14 protein-coding genes and 3 pseudogenes are annotated in these 16,028 nt (G+C 62.2%); all 17 read right to left on the bottom strand.

Features of this window, described 5'->3' with window-relative positions; all coding sequences use genetic code 11:
* Positions 1-145: 145 nt before the first annotated feature.
* The 17 genes and pseudogenes from C1722_RS17765 to C1722_RS02025 all read right to left on the bottom strand — a co-directional run bounded on the left by C1722_RS17765 (position 146) and on the right by C1722_RS02025 (position 15,538).
* Complete coding sequence (locus C1722_RS17765; protein ID WP_425319357.1) at positions 146-442, bottom strand: hypothetical protein; 297 nt, start codon at positions 440-442, stop codon at positions 146-148.
* 214 nt (positions 443-656) lie between these two features.
* A pseudogene (locus C1722_RS17760) lies at positions 657-725 on the bottom strand (hypothetical protein); the annotation flags it as partial.
* Positions 726-828: 103 nt separating this feature from the next.
* A complete protein-coding gene (locus C1722_RS17755; protein WP_244902410.1) occupies positions 829-1,008 on the bottom strand; it encodes an iron chelate uptake ABC transporter family permease subunit in 180 nt (59 codons plus the stop codon).
* Between the two features lie 68 nt (positions 1,009-1,076).
* Positions 1,077-1,262 (bottom strand): annotated as a pseudogene (locus C1722_RS17750) (polyphenol oxidase family protein); the annotation flags it as partial.
* A gap of 24 nt (positions 1,263-1,286) precedes the next feature.
* Positions 1,287-2,408 (bottom strand): cell division protein FtsZ, encoded by a 1,122-nt coding sequence (gene ftsZ, locus C1722_RS02085; protein WP_102377786.1) that lies wholly within the window; start codon positions 2,406-2,408, stop codon positions 1,287-1,289.
* 345 nt (positions 2,409-2,753) lie between these two features.
* Complete coding sequence (locus tag C1722_RS02080) at positions 2,754-3,428, bottom strand: cell division protein FtsQ/DivIB (RefSeq protein WP_244902409.1); 675 nt, start codon at positions 3,426-3,428, stop codon at positions 2,754-2,756.
* Complete coding sequence (locus tag C1722_RS02075; protein WP_102377785.1) at positions 3,425-4,129, bottom strand: UDP-N-acetylglucosamine--N-acetylmuramyl-(pentapeptide) pyrophosphoryl-undecaprenol N-acetylglucosamine transferase; 705 nt, start codon at positions 4,127-4,129, stop codon at positions 3,425-3,427. The genes C1722_RS02080 and C1722_RS02075 overlap by 4 nt, the downstream gene beginning before the upstream one ends.
* 3 nt (positions 4,130-4,132) lie before the next feature.
* On the bottom strand, positions 4,133-5,485 hold the full coding sequence (locus C1722_RS17245) for an FtsW/RodA/SpoVE family cell cycle protein (RefSeq protein ID WP_425319356.1): 1,353 nt from the start codon (positions 5,483-5,485) through the stop codon (positions 4,133-4,135).
* Positions 5,483-6,076, bottom strand: a pseudogene (locus tag C1722_RS17745) (Mur ligase domain-containing protein); the annotation flags it as partial. The pseudogene C1722_RS17745 and the gene C1722_RS17245, both read right to left, overlap by 3 nt.
* 96 nt (positions 6,077-6,172) lie before the next feature.
* Positions 6,173-7,780, bottom strand: coding sequence for a glycosyltransferase (locus tag C1722_RS02060; RefSeq protein WP_102377784.1), 1,608 nt, complete (start codon positions 7,778-7,780; stop codon positions 6,173-6,175).
* 1 nt (position 7,781) lies between these two features.
* Positions 7,782-8,828: a phospho-N-acetylmuramoyl-pentapeptide-transferase gene (mraY, locus tag C1722_RS02055; RefSeq protein ID WP_102377783.1), complete on the bottom strand. Its 1,047-nt coding sequence runs from the start codon at positions 8,826-8,828 to the stop codon at positions 7,782-7,784.
* A 1-nt stretch (position 8,829) separates the two neighbouring features.
* Positions 8,830-10,263, bottom strand: a complete 1,434-nt coding sequence (locus C1722_RS02050) for a UDP-N-acetylmuramoyl-tripeptide--D-alanyl-D-alanine ligase (protein ID WP_102377782.1) — start codon at positions 10,261-10,263, stop codon at positions 8,830-8,832.
* A 14-nt stretch (positions 10,264-10,277) separates the two neighbouring features.
* Positions 10,278-11,759 (bottom strand): UDP-N-acetylmuramoyl-L-alanyl-D-glutamate--2,6-diaminopimelate ligase, encoded by a 1,482-nt coding sequence (locus C1722_RS02045; RefSeq protein WP_102377781.1) that lies wholly within the window; start codon positions 11,757-11,759, stop codon positions 10,278-10,280.
* A 10-nt stretch (positions 11,760-11,769) separates the two neighbouring features.
* Entirely contained in the window at positions 11,770-13,527 is a 1,758-nt protein-coding gene (locus tag C1722_RS02040; RefSeq protein ID WP_102377780.1) for a peptidoglycan D,D-transpeptidase FtsI family protein, read from the bottom strand.
* A 4-nt stretch (positions 13,528-13,531) separates the two neighbouring features.
* Positions 13,532-14,002: an FtsB/FtsL family cell division protein gene (locus C1722_RS02035; RefSeq protein ID WP_102377779.1), complete on the bottom strand. Its 471-nt coding sequence runs from the start codon at positions 14,000-14,002 to the stop codon at positions 13,532-13,534.
* Between the two features lie 129 nt (positions 14,003-14,131).
* Positions 14,132-15,088: a 16S rRNA (cytosine(1402)-N(4))-methyltransferase RsmH gene (gene rsmH, locus C1722_RS02030; RefSeq protein WP_102377778.1), complete on the bottom strand. Its 957-nt coding sequence runs from the start codon at positions 15,086-15,088 to the stop codon at positions 14,132-14,134.
* 18 nt (positions 15,089-15,106) lie between these two features.
* Positions 15,107-15,538, bottom strand: a complete 432-nt coding sequence (locus tag C1722_RS02025) for a division/cell wall cluster transcriptional repressor MraZ (protein ID WP_102377777.1) — start codon at positions 15,536-15,538, stop codon at positions 15,107-15,109.
* Positions 15,539-16,028 lie beyond the last annotated feature (490 nt).

Raw genomic sequence — 16,028 nt, 5'->3', positions numbered from 1 at the left:
GCCCCGGGGCGCGCCGTAGCCGCCCGCCTGACGGGAGCGCGGTGCGCTTGAGCGGCCGCGGGTCGCCTGGCTTCTCGGCTGCTGCCGCGAAGCGCCGCGACCCGTCGAATACGCCGAAGCCCCGCCGCTTCGCGTCGCAGGCTTCCTACGAGAACCCGAGGAAGCGGACTTCCGGTTGTAATTCGATGCCATAAGCTTCTTTCACCTTGGTACGTGCGAGCTCGATGAGCTCCATCACATCGCGCGCCGTCGCGTTGTCGACGTTCACGATGAAGTTCGCATGCTTTTCAGAAATCTGCGCGCCGCCTGTGCGCACGCCCTTGAGCCCCGCTTCCTCGATCAGCGCGCCCGCCGAATGCCCTTCGGGGTTCTTGAACACGCTCCCGCAGGAAGGCTGGTTGAGCGGCTGCGATTTCTTGCGCTTCGCAAGCGCGGCCTCCATTTTCCCACGAATGAACGAGGGCAGCGCACTTTGCACCGAAAGCTCGCATTCGAGCACGATCTCGTCGGCGGGAAGCGAACATGTGCGGTACCCCCACGCGATATCGGTGCCCGCATAGCGCTTGAGACCGCATGAAGTCGAAAGCGTCGTAACCGATACGATGCGCGATCCGATCCATTCGTCNGCCCCGCATCGCAAGCGTCGGCCTGCCCCCGATAAGCACGCGCCCCGCCTGCGGGCGGTACAATCCGTCGATGAGCTTCACGAGCGTCGACTTCCCGCACCCGTTCGGCCCGACGATGCTCGTGACCGCGCCCGCCGCAAAGGAGGCGGAAAGATCCTCGATGAACGGCATCTTGCCGTACGAGAACGATACGCCCTGTATCTCAACCGCGGTCATCGAGTCCTCCTTTTCGGTTCTTGAGGATGAGGTAGATGAAGAAGGGTCCGCCCAGAAACGCCATGAGGATGCCGACGGGCACCTCGTAAGGCGCGAACAGCACCCGAGAGCAGAGATCGCAGAACACCACGAACGCGGCGCCCGCAGCCGCCGAAAGCGGCAGCACGTAGCGGTTGTCGTAGCCGACNCGAACGCCTCGGCCACGATCGCGCGGTTGCGCGCAACGCGCACGGGATCGTCGCCTACATGGTCGCCGAGGTTGAGCGAAGCGAAGGGCCCCTCGCTTGCGCCCCCCGCGCGTTCGGTGAATGCGATGCGCACGCCGGTGCACTCGAACAGCGCTTCGTCGGTGATAACCTCAAGAGACGCAAAACGACCCTTGGTCAGATGCGGCAATGGCAACTCAAGGGTCGTTTCCATGATACGTGAAACAGCTTATGCGGCTTAGCGCTGGCGCTTCAGGAAGTCCGGGATATAGTCCTCGTCGGCGAAGCGGCCGTTCGGCGTGTTCGAGAAATTGACGGACGCAGGCTGCTGCACCGGCTCGGGAGCGGATTGCGTCGTCGAAGCGAACAGATCCTTACGCGAAAAATCCATCGAAGATTGCGATGCGCCCTGCTTGAAGCCCGTTGCAATGACGGTGATGCGCACTTCGTCGCCGAGCGACTCGTCGATGATCTGGCCGTAGATGATGTTCGCGCTCTCGTCGGCGCAGGATTCGACCGTGCGGGCCGCTTCGTCGACCTCAGTGAGGGTGAGGTCGGGGCCGCCGGCGATGGAGAACAGGACGCGCGAGGCGCCCGAGATCGAGGATTCGAGCAGCTTGGAGTTCGTAGCCTGCTGCGCGGCGTCGAGCGCGCGGCTCTCGCCCGAAGAGCGGCCGATGCCCATGAGCGCGGTGCCCGCATCTTTCATAACCGTGCGGATGTCCGCGAAGTCGAGGTTGATGAGACCGGGAATGGTGATGAGGTCGGTGACGCCCTGGATGCCCTGGCGCAGCGTGTCGTCGGCGATGCGGAACGCGTCGAGCATGGTGGTCTTCTTCTCGACGATCTCGAGCAGGCGGTCGTTCGGGATGACGATGAGCGTGTCGACTTTCTGAGATAGAAGATCGATGCCCTGCTCCGCCTGGTTGCGGCGCAGACGTCCTTCGAACGAAAAGGGCTTCGTAACGATGCCCACGGTGAGCGCGCCGATTTCCTCACGCGCGATCTCAGCTACGATGGGAGCGGCACCGGTACCGGTTCCGCCGCCTTCGCCGGCGGTGACGAACACCATGTCGGCTTCGGCGAGCGCTTCGCGGATCTCCGCACGGCTCTCTTCTGCTGCCTGGCAACCGACTTCGGGGTTCGCGCCCGCACCCAGGCCACGGGTGAGCTCTTCGCCGATATGGATCGTCTTATCGGCATCGGACATGAGCAAGGCCTGTCGGTCGGTGTTCACGGCAATGAGCTCAACGCCCTTAATGCCAGCCTCGACCATGCGATTGACTGCATTCGTGCCGCCGCCACCAACACCAACTACCTTGATGACCGCCAAATGCTCGGGACCTGTTATGTTTGGCATCCTATACTCCCCACATATGCTGCGTTTTCAAATGCTGCGTTTTCCTGCGTATACGTACGTTTTAGAACGTGGCGTTATTGTACACGATGATACTGCAATTGCAAATTACAGCACGGTGAAACAACAGATACGTCAAAAAACGGTAATTCGTCACACGACGGCGCAACGGCGCAGGTGCGAGCGCTGAAGGGGCGAAAGCCTACCGAAACGGGCACCTTCGCCTACGACCGCAGCGAAGCCGAGGCGAAACGCGGAGCGGGCCGAGGCGCGCATGGACCCTCGCGCCAACAGGAAGCGCCGACGGCCGCGCTTGCGCGGGCCTGGGAGCAGCACCCGCGTTCCGCCCTACAGCGAACGCCACGTGGGGCGGTCCACCACGCGCACGTTGATGTAGGCGATCGTGCCGGGGTTTTCCTCCATAAGCTGCAGGATGACCCGCTCCTTGTTGCGTATCTCCTCGGTCGTGCCGGCTTCGCCGAACGAGATCTCGATGCCGTTTTCGAGCGTGAGCACCGTGGAGGATGTCTCGGTCGCCTTCACCGACTTCACCTGATCGGCAAGCTCGGTCGTCAGCCCGCTTACGATGTCGAGCGCGTTGTTGACGTTGGCGTCGGTGCAGTGCGCACCCACCTCGGGCGACACGCCGAGCGGCACATCCGAAATATGGAGCACGTTCTCGGCATCCTCGTACACCTTCTGGCTGATGGTCTTGGAAGCTTCCGACCCCTTTGCGGGAATGGCCATGAGCCATGTCCCGTCCGAGGCGATCGCCCAGTCTTCGGTCGTCTGCGCGCTGTCGATGGGCACGCTCACCACCGCCGCGATGGTTCGTTCGGTGATGGCGAGTTCGAGCGTATCGGGGAATATGCGGTTCACCGAAGCGTCCAGCACCCATGCATCGGCGAGCAATCGCTCCTTGATGCCGCCCGCGTCGACGCGCAGCAGCGTCGTTCCCGCAGGAACCGATGCGAGTTCGGTCATTTCGGTCGCAGTCAGGTGCTCGACGCCGGTAACGGTCACGTTCGTGACGGTGAACAGGTTGGAGTTNGTCCCGTCACCTGCACGATAAAGAGATCATCGACCGCAAGCAGCCGTTGCTTGAGCGCGCAGACCGCCGTGTTGATATGGCGCGCGCCGAGGCTGCCACCGAACACGAGCAGCATGAGCGCATCGCCGGGAATGCCGAGCATGGCGCGGCCGTCTTCGCGTTTCGCAGCAAGCACCGAGGAGCGCACGGGATTGCCCGTCACGACCACCTTCGACATATCGTCGAGCGCGGATCCGGCCACCTCGTAGGTGAGCGCGACGGCCTTCGCGCGCTTGCCGAGGTACTTGTTCGCCATGCCCATGACCGAGTTCTGCTCATGGACCACCACGGGGATGTTCATGATTTCGGCGGCGCGGCCCACGGGAATCGAAACGTAGCCCCCGAAGCCCACCACAACGTCGGGCCGCACATCGGCGAACCAGCGCTTCGCGTCGCGCGTGCTCTTGAGTATCTTTGCCACGGCGGAGACGATGCTCGCCGGACGGCTGCGATCGAAGCCGGCCGCTTCGAACGCGGTGAACGGGATGCCCGCCTCGCGCACGAGACGCGCTTCGACGCCCTGCGGCGTACCGGCGAAGAGCACGGTGTGCCCGCGCGATTCGAGCACCTCGGCCACTGCCAGCGCCGGATTGATATGCCCTGCGGTTCCCCCGCCTGATAACACGATGACCATGGTCTACCTCCTCGCCCTGTTCCTACTCGAATCTGATCTGCCGCGCGAATTCGAAGGACCCGAACGTCCGCGGCGCGAAGCGCCGCTGCCCGACGAGGCCCCGCTGCGCGACGGAGACGAACCGCGCGACGACGTCGAGCGAACGATCCGCAGATCCTGCCGCCTCTGCTCGTAGACGCTCGGCACATCCGAATGCTGAGACACCGACAGGATGAAGCCGACCATGAACAAACAGGCGATCAAAGACGAGCCGCCCGACGAGATGAACGGAAGCGGCTTGCCCGTCGTGGGAAGCATGCCCAACACGCAGCCGATGTTGAGAAACGCCTGGAACACGATCATGATCGTGAACGAGCCCGCGATCATCGCACCGAAGTTATCGGGTGCCGAGCGGGCAACGCGGATGCCTGCGTACAGGAACAGCAAGAACAACGCGAGCACGGCAAGCGCTCCGATCAGCCCGAGCTCCTCGCCGATGATCGCGTAGATGAAGTCGGTTTCGGCTTCGGGCAGATAGAGGAACTTCTCGCGCGAGTTGCCGAGTCCCACCCCGAACAAGCCCCCCTCGGCGAACGCATAGAACGAATGGATGAGCTGGTATCCGTTGCCGTAGCCGCCCTCACCGTCGTCCCACGGGTTCAAGAACACGAAGCGATCCTGGCGGTATCCCACCATCGAAGCGAGCGCCGCGAAGGCGAGGCCGCCGAGCACGAGCAGCAAGATGTACTTGAGAGGCACCTCCCCGATCCAGAGCACCATGAGAATGCCGACGAAGCAGATGATCGTGGTGCCGAGGTCCGATTGCGTGCGGTAGATGATGAAAAGAGGAACAACGATAAGAAGCGCCACCTGCACGAACAGGCTTCTCACATCGATATCGCCGTTGCGGAAATCGAAGAGGATGCGCGCCATCATGAGCACGAACACGATCTTGGCGAACTCGGAGGGCTGGATGCCGATCGTCCCGATGTAGAGCCAACGTTGCGCGCCGAGTCCCACCGTTCCCATGACGGCAGTGAACAGCAAGAGCAGCACGGCGACGATCCACGCGAGCCACAGAAGCCTGCCCGACCATACGTGGTACGGGATGAACTTCCAGAGCACGAACGCGCCGACGCACCCGATGACGGCGAAGCCGATCTGCTTGGTGAAATAAGCTGCCGGAGAGCTTCCTTCGCTGATCGCCTCGATGGAACCGGCCGAGTACACCATGACGAGCCCGAGCAGGAGCAGCGCGAACACCGAGAGCAGCAGCAGGATACGGGGGCCTTGGATATGCGAAGGCACAGACCCCGCCGATCGTGGTGATGATGCGGGCTTGTTCGGGTAGGTTGATGGTGTGTTTTGAGCCCNGATTTCCTCGATGCCGCTGTAGTGATCGAGATGATCCGCCTCGATGTTGGTGACGAGCACCGCCTTGGGATCGAGGTAGGTGAACGATTTGTCGCTCTCGTCCGCTTCGACGACGTAGTACGGGCCGTCTCCCGAGTGGGCGTTCGTAGAATAGGCGCGCACGATGCCTCCGATGAGAAAGCTCGGATCCTCTCCCATCGCATCGAGCGTGCTCGCGAGCATCGAAGACGTCGTCGTCTTGCCATGGGTGCCCGCAACCGCGAGCGTCAGCTTGCCGCGGCCGAGCTCGGCGAGCATCTTCGCGCGGTGCCAGATGGGCAGCTCGCGCTCCCGCGCCGCCGTGTACTCGGGGTTGTTGTCGAGAATGGCCGTCGATACGACCACGACGTCGGGATCGCTTTCGGGGATGTTGTCGGCGCTATGGCCGATGTATACGTCGATTCCGGCCTCCTTGAGCTGCTTGGTGTAGCGGCTCTCCTTGAGGTCGGATCCGGTCACCCGCATGCCCTGGTCGTGGGCGACCCGTGCGATGCCGCTCATGCCGACGCCGCCGATCCCTATGAAGTGAACTGATTCGATGCGATTATCTGTCATGGTAGTTTCGGTGTACCTTTCGTCTGCTGAACCCTGCGCTCGCGCATCTCTGCGCATTCGCGAAGCTGCAATCCCGCCGCTGGCATTGTATCGCCGCTAGCGCCCTTCGGCTGCCGCGATCACAACATCTGCCAATCTCGATGCTGCGTCCTTCGTCTTAAACGCCTTCGATGCTTCGCGCATCCGATCGCGCACCGCCGCATCCCCGACCATCGAGAACAGAAGCTCGGCGAACCGGTCGCCCTCGACCTGATCGTCGGGCATCATGTAGGCGGCACCGCTCTGAACGTACGCCTTCGCATTCGTGGTCTGGTGGTCTTCGGTAGCAAAGGGGAACGGCACGAGCATGGCGGGGATGTGGAGCGCCGATATCTCGGCGAGCGAGGTCGCTCCCGCACGCGACACCACCATATCGCACGCAGCGAGCGTCTCTCCCATGCGATCCTGGTAGCCGAAAAGCTTCCAACGTCTTTTCTCCTCATCGGTCAAGGCGAGATCGGCCTCGACCGCTTCGAGTTCCTTCGGTCCCGTCACCTGCACGATAAAGAGATCATCGACCGCAAGCAGCCGTTGCTTGAGCGCGCAGACCGCCGTGTTGATATGGCGCGCGCCGAGGCTGCCACCGAACACGAGCAGCATGAGCGCATCGCCGGGAATGCCGAGCATGGCGCGGCCGTCTTCGCGTTTCGCAGCAAGCACCGAGGAGCGCACGGGATTGCCCGTCACGACCACCTTCGACATATCGTCGAGCGCGGATCCGGCCACCTCGTAGGTGAGCGCGACGGCCTTCGCGCGCTTGCCGAGGTACTTGTTCGCCATGCCCATGACCGAGTTCTGCTCATGGACCACCACGGGGATGTTCATGATTTCGGCGGCGCGGCCCACGGGAATCGAAACGTAGCCCCCGAAGCCCACCACAACGTCGGGCCGCACATCGGCGAACCNGAGGGCGCGTACCTGCTTGACCTTCTCGCGCACCACCGCATCGGTCGCATCGAACACGGCCACGGCCCCATCGACCGCAGAAAGGTTGTCGAGCACTTTGAATTTCGCATCCCGGTAGTTCTCAAACGACCGATGCCAGCTCAAGTGATCGGGCGTGATGTTGAGCACCACGGCCACCTCGGGCGCGAAGAGCGAGGTCGAAGCCAACTGGTACGACGAGGTCTCGGCAACGAACCCATCGGTTCCCCCGGCCGCGACCGCCTCCAAACACGTATCGCCGATGTTGCCGACCGCCTTGGCGGCGACGTTCGCGCAATCGAGCACGTGCGCGATCAGCGCCGTCGTGGTCGTCTTGCCGTTCGTGCCCGTTACCGCCACCCAGCGGGAGTCGGCCGGGCTCTCGCGCCAGGCGAGTTCCACTTCGCTGATGATCTCGGTCGAGGCTTTCGCGGCACAACGGTAGAAATCGGAGAACTGGGAGATGCCCGGAGACGCCACGCACACATCGTACGCCCCTTCGATCTCGCGATGGTCGAACAATACGCGCGCGCCAGCGGCCTGCGCGGATTCGGCGAACGCGAGCGCAGCATCGGTCTTATCCCCCGCGGCAACCGTCACGCTCTCGACGCGGTCGCCGATAAGCGCGCTCAGATAGGCCGTTGCGGCCCTTCCGCTTTTTCCGAGCCCCAAAACGAGCACGCGCCCGAGAGAAGTCGGGGCGTGCTTCTTGGCCGGATCTGTCTGCACGGGTTCGTCCATCCTAGATCACCCCCACAAGCGATTGGGCGAAGTAGATGGAGAAGCCGAACGCGGCGAGCACGCCCGAGATGATCCAGAACCGCACGACCACCTTGGTTTCGCTCCACCCCTTCTTCTCAAAATGGTGGTGCAAGGGAGCCATGAGGAAGAAGCGCTTCTTGGTCTTCTTGTAGTAGAAGACCTGGATCATAACCGATACGGCCTCGGCGACGAACAGGCCGCCGATGATGAGCGAAACGAATTCGGTCTTGGTCACCACGGCCAAGCAGCCGAGCGCCATGCCGAGCGCGAGCGATCCGGTGTCGCCCATGAAGATGTCGGCCGGATGAGAGTTGAACCACAGAAAGCCGATGCAGGCGCCGGCGAGCGCTGCAGCGAAGATGGCGGGTTCGAGCAGATCGGAGCGGTACGCGATGGCGGCCATGACGATCATGACGATCATGACGGTACCCGATGCGAGACCGTCCAGACCGTCGGTGAGATTCACCGCGTTGCACATGCCCACGAGCAGGATGTTCACGAATATGACATAGAGCCACGGGATCGCTATCCCGTCGCCGATGGGCAGAACCGTGGTGAGGATGCCGAAATCGAACGTGTAGACAAACGGGATCTCGACCGTCGGCGCCACGCCGAGCAGGTTAACCGCCACGAGGCAGAACGCCGTTGCGATAGCGAATTGGCCGACGAGCTTCGCCTTGGGCGTAAGGCCGAGCGAGCGCTCCTTCACGACCTTCGAGCCATCGTCGACGAGCCCCAAAAAGCCGGCGAGAACGGTGGCCCCCAAAAGCACGTAGGTTTCGGGCGTGGGCTTGCCCACGAGAATGGCCGCCACGACAACCGCCACGAGCATGATGACGCCGCCCATAGTGGGCGTGCCCTGCTTCACCAGATGGCTTTCAGGCCCGTCAGCGCGCACCTGCTGGCCGATATGACTCGACTTGAGAAAGCGGATCCATACGGGCATGAGCACGATGGTCACCACGATCGCGATCACGATCGCGAGGAACACGAGAAACGTCGGATATTGTGCGAAAATCGAAAACATATCAGTTCACAAGCCCCCCGACAACGCGCTCGAGACCCATGAAGTGCGACGCTTTGACAAGCACCGTGTCTCCCGGCTCGAGCAGGTTGTCCAACTCCCCGAGCACGCCGGGTATGGAATCGGTTTCGAATACGGTATCGGCGTCCATGCCCGCCTCACGCGCAGCACGCGCGATGTGGGCGGAAAGCTCGCCGATGCACACAAGGTAATCAAGCCCCGAAGCGGCGGCGGCGCGGCCGACGCCTTCGTGGCAGGCTACGGCGTAATCGCCGAGTTCGCCCATATCGCCCAAAACGGCGACACGTTTTCCCGACGTAGCCAGAGAAGAGAACATCGCAAGCGACGCCCGCATCGAATCGGGATTGGCGTTGTACGCATCGTCAACGATGGTGAAGCCGGCCCGTGCTCTGATCACGTGCTGCCTGCCCGCCTCAGGCTGAGCCGCAGCAAGCGCCGAAGCGATCGTTGCCGCATCCATGCCGAGACGCGCGCCCACGCTCGCTGCAGCGCACGCATTGTGCACGTTGTGCAGCCCGCGCAGGTTGAGTTCGCACGCCGCCTCTTCGCCGGCAACGTGCAGCGTAAAACGCGGTCTTCCCTCATCGTCAAGGCGTACGTCGGTCGCATAGGCGTCGGCCGTCTCATCCGCTTCCGCCGCGGAACCGTCGTAGCGCCAGACCCCGAGCGAGCGGGCTTGCGCTTCAGCGCATTCGAGCACGAACGGAGTGAACTCGTCGCTCGCGTTGAGAAACGCGCATCCCGTTCCCGACGGAAGCGCCTCGATCAGCTCGGCTTTGGCGCGGGCGATGTTCTCGCGGCTGCCCAGAAGTTCGATGTGGCTTTCGCCGATGTTGGTGATAAGGCCCATGTCGGGCTTCACGAACTCGCAGAGCTCGGCTATCTGGCCAAGGCCGCGCATGCCCATCTCCACGACCACGACCTCGGTTTCGGGGTCGGCGGATAGCAGCGTTTTGGGCACGCCGAGCTCGTTGTTCTGGTTGCCTTGGGTGGCGGCGACCGAGAACGAAGCGGCGACCACGTCGCGCACGAGGTTCTTCGTGGTGGTCTTGCCCGTCGATCCCGTCAGGCCCACGATGTGGCCGCGCAGATAGCCCCGCCATGCGCGCGCGAGATCGGTGACTGCGGCAAACGTGCTGCTGACCTCGATCACCGCTGCACCCATTTCGCTCGCGAGCAGGCGGGTCGCCTCGTCGGGCGCCTCCTGCACGAGCACCGCAGCCGCACCGGCCCTGAGCGCTGCGGCCACGAAATCGTGTCCGTCGACCTTTTCTCCGGGAAGCGCCACGTACAGGTCGTCGAGCTCGACCGTGCGTGAATCCCAGGTTATTCCGCATGCGAGTTTGCTCGCATCGATCGGCTCGACGAGCACGCGCCCGCCGGTGTATTCGCAGATTTGTTTGGAGTTGAGCCGCATGTTTCAGCGTCCGCCTAGCTCGAAGCCCGGTCGAGTTCTTCGGCCGCAACGATGCGGTCGTCGAATGAAAGGACCTCGTCGCCCACCAATTGGTAATCCTCGTGCCCCTTGCCCGCGATGAGGATCGAATCGCCCGGACGGGCCAACCCGATCGCCCGCGCGATGGCGCGCCTGCGATCCGATTCGACCTCGTAGCGATCGGCGCCGGCCGTCATACCCGGAAGGATGTCGTCGATGATGGCGATCGGATCTTCGTGACGCGGGTTATCGGACGTCACCACGGCGAAATCGGCGGTAAGGGCCGCGCGGCCCATGATGGGTCGCTTGCTCGAATCGCGGTCGCCGCCGCAACCGAACACCACGAGCGTGCGACCTTTCGTGAGCGCTTTGATCGAAGCGATGGCCTTCTCGAGGGCGTCGGGCGTATGGGCGTAATCCACGTATACGGATATATCCAAATCCTCGCCTGCGCCGTTGACGCGCTGCAAGCGGCCGGGGATCTGCGGGGCCTCGGAGAGCGCCTCGACGATCGCAGCAGCCGGGTAGCCCAGCTGGATGCCGATGCCGAACGCGCACATGATGTTCTCGACGTTGAATTTGCCGACGAGCGGGTAATCGAAGGCGTATTTGGTCCCCCGAACGTCGAGCACGATGGAGGTATGGGTGGTCTCGTAGGTTACCGAGACGGGTCTGATCTGAGCCGACGGATCGAACCCCGTCGTAATGACGCTGTCTTCGGCAACCGAGCAGCGACGCAGCAGCTCTTTGCCGTATTTGTCGTCGATGCAGATGACGCGCTTGGCGGGATAGTCGCGCGAGAACAGGCGCGCCTTCGCCTCGAAGTAGGCCTCGAACGTCTTGTGGTAGTCGAGGTGGTCCTGCGTGAGGTTCGAGAACGCCGTCACGGCGAACTTGGTGCCCCAGGTGCGTTCGAGGTCGAGCGCGTGCGAACTCACCTCCATCGCCACCACATCGACGCGCTCGTCGCGCATGCGCGCGAACAACCGCTGCAGATCGGGCGACTCGGGCGTCGTGTGCTCGCTCTTCTCGAGCTTCTGGCCGATATGCACGCCCACCGTGCCGATGACGCCCGTTCGCCTGCCGGCAACGTGCGCAATGTGCTCGACGAGATAGGTCGTCGTAGTCTTGCCGTTCGTGCCGGTGATACCCACGAGCGACAGGCTCTTCGACGGATGGTCGTAGAAGTTCGCCGATGCAGCCGCCATGGCCTTGCGGGTATCCTTCACTACGACCTCGGTGATGTCGGTCGCGTCGGCAAGGTACACCTTGCGCTCGACGACAAGCACCTTCGCCCCATGGTCGATCGCATCCTGGGCGAACGAGTGCCCGTCGGTCACGAGGCCGACGATGCAGAAAAAGGCATCGTGGGAGCCGACCCGATCGCTCCGGTAGGCGATTCCCTCGACCATCTCGTTTTCGTTTCCGATGATGGTGCAGTCGATCCCTGCGAACAGCTCTTTGCAAGTCTTACCCATGACGTTCCCTCTAGTTCGGCATTATCTTGTAGCGGTCAATCGCAAAAGCCATTATATCCTTAAAAACCGAGCTGACGTTTCCGCCTCCTGGAACCTCGTTTGCGCCCACAAAACAAACCAATTGAGAACTCGAATCGGGCAGAAAGCCCGTAAAGCACAGGTTGTAGACGTCCTTCTTGTACACGCCCTCCTCGGCGATCTCGGCCGTCGAGGTCTTGCCGGCAACACGGTACCCCTCGATCTGCGCCCCGGTGCCCGTACCCGACGAGACCACGGTCTCGAGCATGCTCGTGATGGTGGGGATGGCTTCCTTGTTGTCGACGACGTCCTCGGTGGCGTAAGCAGGCGTCTCGTCGGACAGGGGCTTTTCGACAAGAAAATGGGGCGTCACCTCGACGCCGTCGTTGATGAGCGCACCGTAGAAGCGCACCATCTGCAACGGCGTAACCGAAACGCCCTGACCGAAGCTGATGTTGTAGCCCGTGATCTTAGCCCATTGCTCGCGAGGCAGAAGCGATCCCAAGCCCTCGCCCGGGTAATCGACGCCCGTAAGCTCGTTGAGGTTGTATTTGACGATCTTGTTGTACAGCTCCGTGAATCCGAGCTTCTCGACCGACAGCGATATGCCGACGTTCGAGGAGTTATCGAGGATCTGGCGCAACGTCATGGTCTCGTCGCCACGCTCGTGCGCATCCGACACCTGGTATTCGTCGGCCTCGATGACCGCCGGACAGAATATCTCGTCTTCGGGGCCCATCACGCCGTTCTCGAGAATGGCCATAGTCGATACGGTCTTGAAGATCGAACCCGGCTCGAATATCTGCGTGATCGATTTCGCCTGCGTTTCGGATCCGTCGACGATGGTCGAAAGATCGTTCGGGTCGTAAAGAGGAAGCGATGCTGCGGCGTATATCTCGCCAGTGCCCGCATCCATGACGATGGCGTTGCCGCTTTCGCCGTTGACGTCCTTGACGCCTTGGGTCAGGCTCTCTTCGACCTTTTCCTGCAAGCTGATGTCGAGCGAGATGATAATGTCCTGCCCGTCGACTGCGGCAACCTCCTCTTTGACGCCGCCCGGTATGGGCGTGCCGTCGCGACCGCGCTCCACTACGAGCTTGCCGCCCGTGCCCGAAAGCACATCGTCGTACTGCAGCTCGAGACCCGTGAGGCCCTCCCCGTCGATGTTGACGGTACCGATGACCTGGCCGCCGATCTGGCCGTACGGGTACTCGCGTTTCGTATCGGACAAAAAGTAGATGCCGGCGAGCTTGAGCTCCTTCACCCGATCGGCTACCTCGACGTCGGCCTTGCGTTTGATGTAGACGAACGAGATGTCGTCCTTGGTAAGCAGCGCCTCGTAATCCGCCGCTTCGCCGCCGAGTATCTCCGCGAGCTCCTTAGCCTCCCCTTTGGCATCGGTGACCTCGTAGGGGTTCGCATAGATGGTCGTCGCGTCGACGCTCGTAGCGAGCACGTAGCCGTTGCGATCGTAGATGGTGCCGCGGCGTGGCGATGTTTCGATGTTGGCGGTACGGGATTCCTGGGCCATTGCCGAGTACTCGCTCGATTTGATGACCTGCAGATACACGAGACGACCAACGAACACGAGGGCGATTGCCGCAAAGACCGCGATGGCGACGGCCGCACGGTTCGACCCGTCCGCCAGCGCATCGCTGCCGATGAAGCTCGCGCTCGAACTGCGCGGTGCGGTACGGCCCGAACCCGATCGGCGCGAGCCGGATGACCTGTGTCCCCGCTTGTCGGCCATAAGGCTAGCCTTGCGCTGCCGCCGCCTGGGCCGATGCGGCCTCGACGCTCGAAGCGAGCGAGAGGTTGCCGTCCGCGTCGGTCGCAACGACATCTGTTCCAAGCGTTATGGTAAGCGTCTGCTCGGGCTCGGACATGCCAAGCTTCGAAGCCGCCTCCTGTTTGACGTTCGCGGGATTGGAAAGGTAGCTTTGACGCACTTCGAGCTCGTTGCCCTCGGAGCGCGCGGAATCTATATTGGTCGAAAGCTCATCGGCGGACAAGGCCGTCGTAACCGTAGCCGACGCGAGGCCGATGCGGACGAAGCCCAGCAAAGCGAACACGACGAGAACGGCGGCGAGCACCTTGGCGAGAAAAATGACCGACGACGGGATCGAATCGGGGCGGCTCTGGGGCCTCCCCCCTGGAACAACACGGACTTTCGGAGATCGTTCGGGCATCCGCTCGGGATACCGGTATGCAGGAGCTGCGCCCATAACCACTCCTCCTTCCGTTTCAGCTGTGTTTCAGGTGGTCTGATGCTTCTCTTTTCCATTGTTCGTCGAGGCGACTCTCAAGCCCGAGTTTGAGGGCGGTACCGCTCGATCGGCTGATCCGGCACGGATCTAGAGCTTCTCGGCGACCCTCAGCTTGGCGCTTCGTGCGCGCGGGTTGCGCTCGACTTCTTCTTCGGTCGGCAAAACGGGCTTGCGCGTGACGGATTTGAGTATCGGCTTTTTCCCGCACACGCAGACCGGAAGGTCTGGGGGGCAGGTGCATCGGTTCGCATAGCTCGCGATGACATCCTTCACGATGCGGTCTTCGAGCGAATGGTAGCTGATGACGACCAGCCGACCTCCCGGATTCAACCAACGAACCGCCGCCTCAAGGCCCTCGCGCAGCACGGACAACTCGGAGTTGACCTCGATGCGCAGCGCCTGGAACGTGCGTTTCGCCGGATGGCCTCCAGCGCGCCTGGCCGAAGCCGGAATGGCGGCCTTGATGATCTCGACGAGCTGTGCGCTCGTTTCGATCCTTGCGTCCTGGCGCGCCTTTACGATGAACTCCGCAATGCGACTCGCCCACTTCTCGTCTGAGTAGCTACGGATGATCCGAGTGAGATCTGCTGCGTTGTAGGTGTTGACGATCTCTGCTGCGTTTAGAGTGTCGTTACCCGGATTCATCCGCATATCAAGTGGGCCGTCCTCCTTGAAGGAGAAGCCACGAGAAGGCGTGTCGATCTGCACCGAAGATACGCCGAGGTCGAAGAGGAACGCATCGACCCCCGGTATCTCCGCAGATACGAGGAGCTCATCCATATCGCCGAAGTTTCCCGCCAATAACTCGATGTTCGGCCGGATGTCGTCGGGAAGTGCCCTGAGGCGCTTCCCCGCAGCGGCTCTCGCCACCGCATCCTGATCGATGCCGATCAGGGTCGAATCCGGCCCGAGCAAACGGGCTGCTTCGAGTGAATGCCCTGCACCGCCGAGCGTTGCGTCCACGAATATGTGCTGTGTTTTAAGGTGTAAGTATTCGAGGCACTCGGCGAGCAGGACCGGTGTATGCCGATATTCGTTTGTCATAGCGCTCACGTCTGAAAACTAGTCTTCGTCGAACAGCGAAGAAAGATCCACGCTGTTGCAGAAGTCGTCCCAACGCTTTGCGTCCCAAATCTCGAAGTGGTCAGTATCCCCCACCAAAACGACGTCCTTGCCAAGGCCTGCGGCGTTGCGCAGATCGGCGGAGATGCCGATCCGGCCGGAGGCGTCGAGCTCGACGTTTTTCGCACGCGAGTTGAGCACCTTGCGCATGTTCACATGCTTGGAGTTGCTCGGCTGGAATCCCCCGTCTTTGTTGAAAAGAGATGCCACCCACGCGCTGAAGCCGTCTGAATCGAACACGTACAAGCTGTCGTTCTTCGGAGAGAGCGTGATCTTCAAGTTCATCGGTAGCACTTTGCGAAAGTCAGAAGGGAGTGACAGACGGCCTTTGGCGTCCAGCTTGTGCCGAAACTCGCCAACGAGATCCGTCATGTATCCTCCTTGCCTTTCGCTCGCGTGTTTTCCGATGGGTGGTATTCTATCCCACTTTGCCCCACTTCGCAACAAAATACGGGAATATCTCCCTAATCAGACCCCCTAGGCACACCGCTTTACACCGCCTCCGGCACCGTGGGTGCAGGAGTCACGCCACATGTAGCATCACGGTTGCTCCCGGATACCAGATGTAGGTGGGGACAAAGTGGGAAGACGTGGGTAACGAATCCGAAACGCGCGCTTGAGGCAACCTGAAGATGTGCGCAAAACGTGGATGGAAGCGACCCGAACAGCACCGCGAACGGCAGGGATCCCTTACCCGATGCGACCGCAGGCGGGCAGGACGGGCAACGGTGCGCGGGTAGGTGCGGCGGGTGGGAGAAGGTGGGTGCGGGTGCAGGGTGCGAGGTGGGAGGCGCGGGTGCGTGCGGGAGGCGCGGGTGTGTGCGGGGTGCGGGGTGCGGGTGCGTGCGGGGTGCGGGGTGCG

The organism is Raoultibacter timonensis (assembly GCF_900240215.1).
Lineage (GTDB): Bacteria > Actinomycetota > Coriobacteriia > Coriobacteriales > Eggerthellaceae > Raoultibacter > Raoultibacter timonensis.
This window is presented reverse-complemented; position numbering and strand designations above follow the sequence as displayed.